Source organism: uncultured Campylobacter sp., from assembly GCF_937997465.1.
GTDB lineage: Bacteria > Campylobacterota > Campylobacteria > Campylobacterales > Campylobacteraceae > Campylobacter_A.
The window spans coordinates 1-4,967 of sequence record NZ_CALKTQ010000155.1 but is presented as its reverse complement, the minus strand read 5'-3'; the positions used below and the strand labels follow the sequence as shown (position 1 = coordinate 4,967).

The following is a 4,967-nucleotide window of genomic DNA, read 5'->3' as shown; positions in this document are numbered from 1 at the left end:
CTCGAGACCGTTTATCTGATGCCGAGCCTGCAAAACGCCTTTATCTCAAGCTCGATCGTGCGCTCCGTTCTTAGCCATAACGGTGACGTCAGCAAGCTGGTTCCGAGCGAAATTTTAGAAACTTTGAAAGGCTAAATTTGTATATTTTATTTGAAGGTATCGACGGCGCAGGCAAAAGCACGCAGATAGCGCGGCTGGCGGCGGCTTACCCGCAAGCAATCGTGACTAAAGAACCAGGCGGCACGAAGCTTGGCGAAAATTTGCGCGAAATTTTACTAAAGGAAAACGATCTGGATAAAAGGGCCGAAATTTTGCTATTTTTGGCCGATAGAGCCGAGCATTTCGGTAAAATAATAAAACCAAACTCGAACAAGATGATTTTAAGCGACAGAGGCTTTGTCTCCGGTATGGCCTATGCTCTTGCGGGCGGAAATTTTAGCTTTGAGGAGCTTTTAAATTTAAACAAATTCGCCCTGCAAGGAAATTTTCCGCAAAAAATAGTATTTTTTAAAGCGGACGAAAGCACGCTAAGATCGCGCCTAGGCTCGCGCGCGCAGATGGACGGTATAGAGGCTCGCGGATTTGGTTATCTGCTAAGAGTGCAGAACGCGATGGAGGGAATTTTGCAAAAACTAGGCGTACGCTACGTCACGATCGATGCCGCCTGGGACGAAGAAAAAATAACGAATTTGATAAAGGAGTTTATAAATGATTAGCGCATTAAGGGGGATGAAGGACGTTTTGCCGCCACAGTCGGGACTTTACGAGAGGATAATCAAAATCTGCGAAGAGGTCGCGAAAAACTACGGATACGAGTTCGTGCTAGCTCCGCACTTGGAGCAGACAGCGCTTTTTCGCCGCAGCGTCGGTGAAAGCAGCGACATCGTGGGCAAGGAGATGTATCAGTTTGAGGACAAGGGCGGAAACGACGTTTGTCTGCGTCCGGAGGGAACGGCCGGCGTCGTGCGCGCCTTTATCGAGGCTAAATTTGACCGCGCGGGCGGCGTGAGACGGTACTTTTATCACGGTTCGATGTTTCGCTATGAGCGTCCGCAAAAAGGACGTTTGCGCGAGTTTCATCAGTTTGGCTGCGAGTGCTTTGGAGAGCCTAGCGTTTATGAGGACGCGAGCGTTATCTTGATGATAAACGAAATTTTCTCGCGCCTGGGTATCAAAACTAAGCTACTTATAAATTCGCTCGGAGACGCCGCTAGTATGGGTGCATACCGCGAAAAGCTGGTTAAATTTTTAGATGCGCACGAAGGTCAAATTTGCGAGGACTGTAAGCGCAGAAAGCTCACAAACCCTATCCGCGTGCTAGATTGCAAGGTAGAAAGCTGCCAAAAAATCTACGCAAACGCACCGCTGATAATCGGTAGCCTAAACGACGAATGTGCAGCCGAGTTTAAAAAGTTACAAGAAATTTTAAGCGGCAACGGCGTGGAGTTTGAGATAGATCTAAAACTCGTGCGCGGTCTTGATTACTACTGCAAAACGGCGTTTGAGTTCGTTTCAAACGAGATCGGCGCACAAAGCGCGGTCGCAGGCGGCGGACGCTACGACAGACTAGTCGAGTACCTAGGCGGCAAAGCTAGCTACGGCGTTGGCTTTGCGATGGGTATCGAGCGCATAATGGAAATCCTGGGCAGCCGCGAGAGTGAGAGTAAAAGAAACGGCGTATATATCGGCGCGATGGACTCCGAGGGCGTGGATGCGGTCTATAAAATAGCGATAAATTTAAGAAAAAGTCTCCCGGTTCTCGTGAGCTACGAGCCTAAAAAACTACAAAAGCATCTAAATGCCGCAGATAACGCAAACGCTAGGATTTGCCTTTGCGTCGGAGAGGATGAGCTAAAATCGGGCAAAATTTGGCTAAAAGATCTGAGCGAGAAGGCTGAAAAAACGCTTGATTTGGCGGATTTGGAGGCGGAACTTAAAAGGATTTTAAATGTATGATTACGGTTTAAATTTATGGGGAAATAACAACTTCATCGTCGAAAACGGTAAAATTTGCGTCAATACCGGCTCAAAACCCGCCATCATCGATATCGTAAAAAGCATCAGGAGCGAAGGCTACCGAGGCCCGCTATTGCTGCGCTTCCCTCACCTCATACACAAGCAAATTTCGCAAATTTACAAAAGCTTTGAGAACGCGAAAAACGAATTCGGCTACAAAGGTAGCTTTAACGCCGTCTATCCGCTAAAAGTAAACCAATATCCGGGTTTTGTAAAAAACCTAGTCCGTCACGGCCAAAAATACGGCTACGGGCTGGAGGCGGGCTCAAAGGCCGAGCTGCTACTAGTGATGGCGTATAATAATGAAGGCGCGCCGATCACCGTAAACGGCTTTAAGGATAAAGAGATGATAAATATCGGCTTTATCGCGGCTGAAATGGGGCACAACATCACTCTTACGATCGAGGGGCTAAACGAGCTTGAGGCTATCATCGCCATCGCAAAAGAGCGTTTCGCGCCAAAGCCAAACATCGGCCTGCGTATCAGGCTGCATAGCAGCGGATCTGGTATCTGGGCTAAAAGCGGCGGCATAAACTCAAAATTTGGCCTAACGGCGACCGAGCTAATCGAAGCGGTAAATTTGCTAAAAGAGGCAAATTTGCTCGATCGATTTAATATGATCCACTTTCATATCGGTTCGCAAATCACCGAAATCCACCCGCTAAAAAAGGCCCTAATCGAAGCAGGAAACATCTACGCCGAGCTGCGAAAAATGGGCGCAAAAAACCTAAAAGCCATAAATTTAGGCGGCGGTCTAGCCATAGAGTACTCGCAGTTTAAGGAAAACTCGAGCCGAAACTATACCCTCAGCGAGTATGCCAACGATGTGGTCTATCTGCTAAAGACGATGGCAACGCAGCGAAACGAAGTGGAGCCAGATATCTTTATCGAGAGCGGCCGCTTCGTCTCGGCTTCGCACGCGGTGCTGATAGCTCCCGTTTTGGAGCTCTTTAGTCAGGACTACACCGAGGAAAAGCTCGTACTAAAAAAGAAAAATCCTCAGCTAATTACCGAGCTAAACGACCTACTAAACACGATAAAACCGTCAAATGCGATAGAGTATCTGCACGATAGTATCGATCATATGGAGAGTATACTCACGCTGTTTGATCTAGGATACGTAGATTTGCAAGATCGCTCGAATGCTGAAATTTTAACCCACCTAATCATCAAAAAAGCGGCTAAAATCCTAGGCACCAAACAGCACAACGCCGAGCTCTTAAAGCTACAAGAGGAGGCGCAGGAGCGCTATCTCGTAAACTTCTCGCTATTTCAGTCGTTGCCTGATTTTTGGGGTTTAAAGCAAAATTTCCCTATCATGCCGCTTGACCGCCTAGACGTGCGCCCTACTCGCTCGGCGTCGCTGTGGGACATCACCTGCGATAGCGACGGCGAGATAGGCTTTGACGACGAGGAAAATCCTCTGTTTTTACACGACGTGGACGTGGAAAAAGAGGAGTACTTTTTAGGATTTTTCCTAGTCGGAGCGTATCAGGAGGTACTGGGTATGAAGCACAATCTCTTTACTCACCCGACCGAAGCTACTATCGAGATAAACGAGAATGGATTTGAAATCTCGCACCTGTTAGAGAGCCAATCTATCCTTGATATCATGGAGGATCTGGACTACGATATCTACGAGATCCAGGACATCCTAAACGAGCGCATCGAAAAGTCAAAACTCGTAACCGACTCGCAGCGCAAGCAAATTTTAGGCGAAATGTATCTGTTTTTAAACGATAACGGCTATCTAAAAACTATATCTTAAATTTATAAAAAGGAGTAAAAATGCTATCAAAAAGAGTTCAAGTGCTAGGCGAGAGCCTAACCATCGAAATCAGCACTAAGGCAAAAGAGATGAAGGCCCGCGGCGAGGACGTGATCAGCTTCGGTGCGGGCGAACCAGACTTCGACACGCCCGAGATCATCAAAAACGAGGTAAAAGCCGCCCTGGATAAAGGTTGCGGCAAATACACCGCCGTAGCGGGCACGCCTGAGGTAAGAGAGGCGGTCGCCGCAAAGCTAAAGCGTGACAACGGCCTAAACTACGCGCCAAATCAAATCATCACCAACGTCGGCGCCAAGCACTCGCTTTTTAACGTATTTCAGGCACTAATCGACGAGGGCGACGAGGTTATCGTACCAAGCCCATACTGGGTGAGCTACCCGGAGATGGTCAAATTTAGCGGCGGCAAGCCCGTTTTTATCGAGACTAGCGAAAAGACCGGCTTTAAAATCACGCCTGAGCAGCTAAAGGCGGCGATCACTCCTAGAACTAAAATTTTAGTGTTAAACAGCCCTTGCAACCCGACGGGTGCGATATATAGCCGCAAAGAGCTAGAGGCGCTAGGTGAAGTGCTAAAAGGCACGAAAATCATCGTAGCTAGCGACGAAATGTACGAAAAGCTAAACTACGAGGGCGAATTTGTCGCGACCGCGGCGGTGAGCGAGGATATGTTTAACCGCACGATCACGATAAACGGCCTAAGCAAGTGCGGTGCGATGCCTGGCTGGAGATTTGGCTACATGGCTAGCCCGTTTAAGGAGCTAAACGCCGCCGTAAACAAGCTACAAAGCCAAAGCACGAGCAACATAAACTCCCTAACGCAAGCTGGCGCCATCCCTGCGCTACTCGGCAAAGCCGACGAGGATATCGCGTATATGAAGGGCGAATTTAAAAAGCGCCGCGACCTAGGCGTTGAGATGATAAACGCTATACCTGGACTTAGCGTGCTTAAGCCTGACGGCGCGTTTTATCTTTTTATAAACTGCTCCAAGGTTGAGCCTGATAGCATGAAATTTTGCAAAGAGCTGCTAGAAAAGGCGAAAGTTGCCGTGGTGCCGGGCGTTGGTTTTGGTATGGACGGATACTTTAGGCTGTCTTTTGCGACCGATTTGGAGAGTATAAGAAAAGGTATCGCAAGGATCGGCGAATTCGTAAAAAGCTATAA

The 4,967-nt window shown here is 48.1% G+C and carries 4 protein-coding genes and 1 pseudogene; all 5 read left to right on the top strand.

The features are described 5' to 3' along the window. Window positions 1–135: pseudogene (locus Q0546_RS04800) on the top strand (pantetheine-phosphate adenylyltransferase); the annotation flags it as partial. Between the two features lie 2 nt (window positions 136–137). After that, window positions 138–716, top strand: coding sequence for a dTMP kinase (tmk, locus tag Q0546_RS04795; protein WP_298791006.1), 579 nt, complete (start codon window positions 138–140; stop codon window positions 714–716). Then, window positions 709–1,956: a histidine--tRNA ligase gene (gene hisS, locus Q0546_RS04790; protein ID WP_298791004.1), complete on the top strand. Its 1,248-nt coding sequence runs from the start codon at window positions 709–711 to the stop codon at window positions 1,954–1,956. Before tmk ends, hisS begins: the two co-directional genes overlap by 8 nt. Next, on the top strand, window positions 1,949–3,784 hold the full coding sequence (gene speA, locus Q0546_RS04785; protein WP_298791003.1) for a biosynthetic arginine decarboxylase: 1,836 nt from the start codon (window positions 1,949–1,951) through the stop codon (window positions 3,782–3,784). Before hisS ends, speA begins: the two co-directional genes overlap by 8 nt. Window positions 3,785–3,804: 20 nt before the next feature. Then, a partial coding sequence (locus tag Q0546_RS04780; RefSeq protein ID WP_298791002.1) for a pyridoxal phosphate-dependent aminotransferase occupies window positions 3,805–4,967 on the top strand: 1,163 nt, incomplete at its 3' end.

What these genes read in the sequence shown, in the direction of transcription:
- speA (WP_298791003.1), top strand. Translation starts at nt 1,949, where the DNA reads ATGTATGATTACGGTTTAAATTTATGGGGAAATAACAACTTCATCGTC.
- hisS (WP_298791004.1), top strand. Translation starts at nt 709, where the DNA reads ATGATTAGCGCATTAAGGGGGATGAAGGACGTTTTGCCGCCACAGTCG.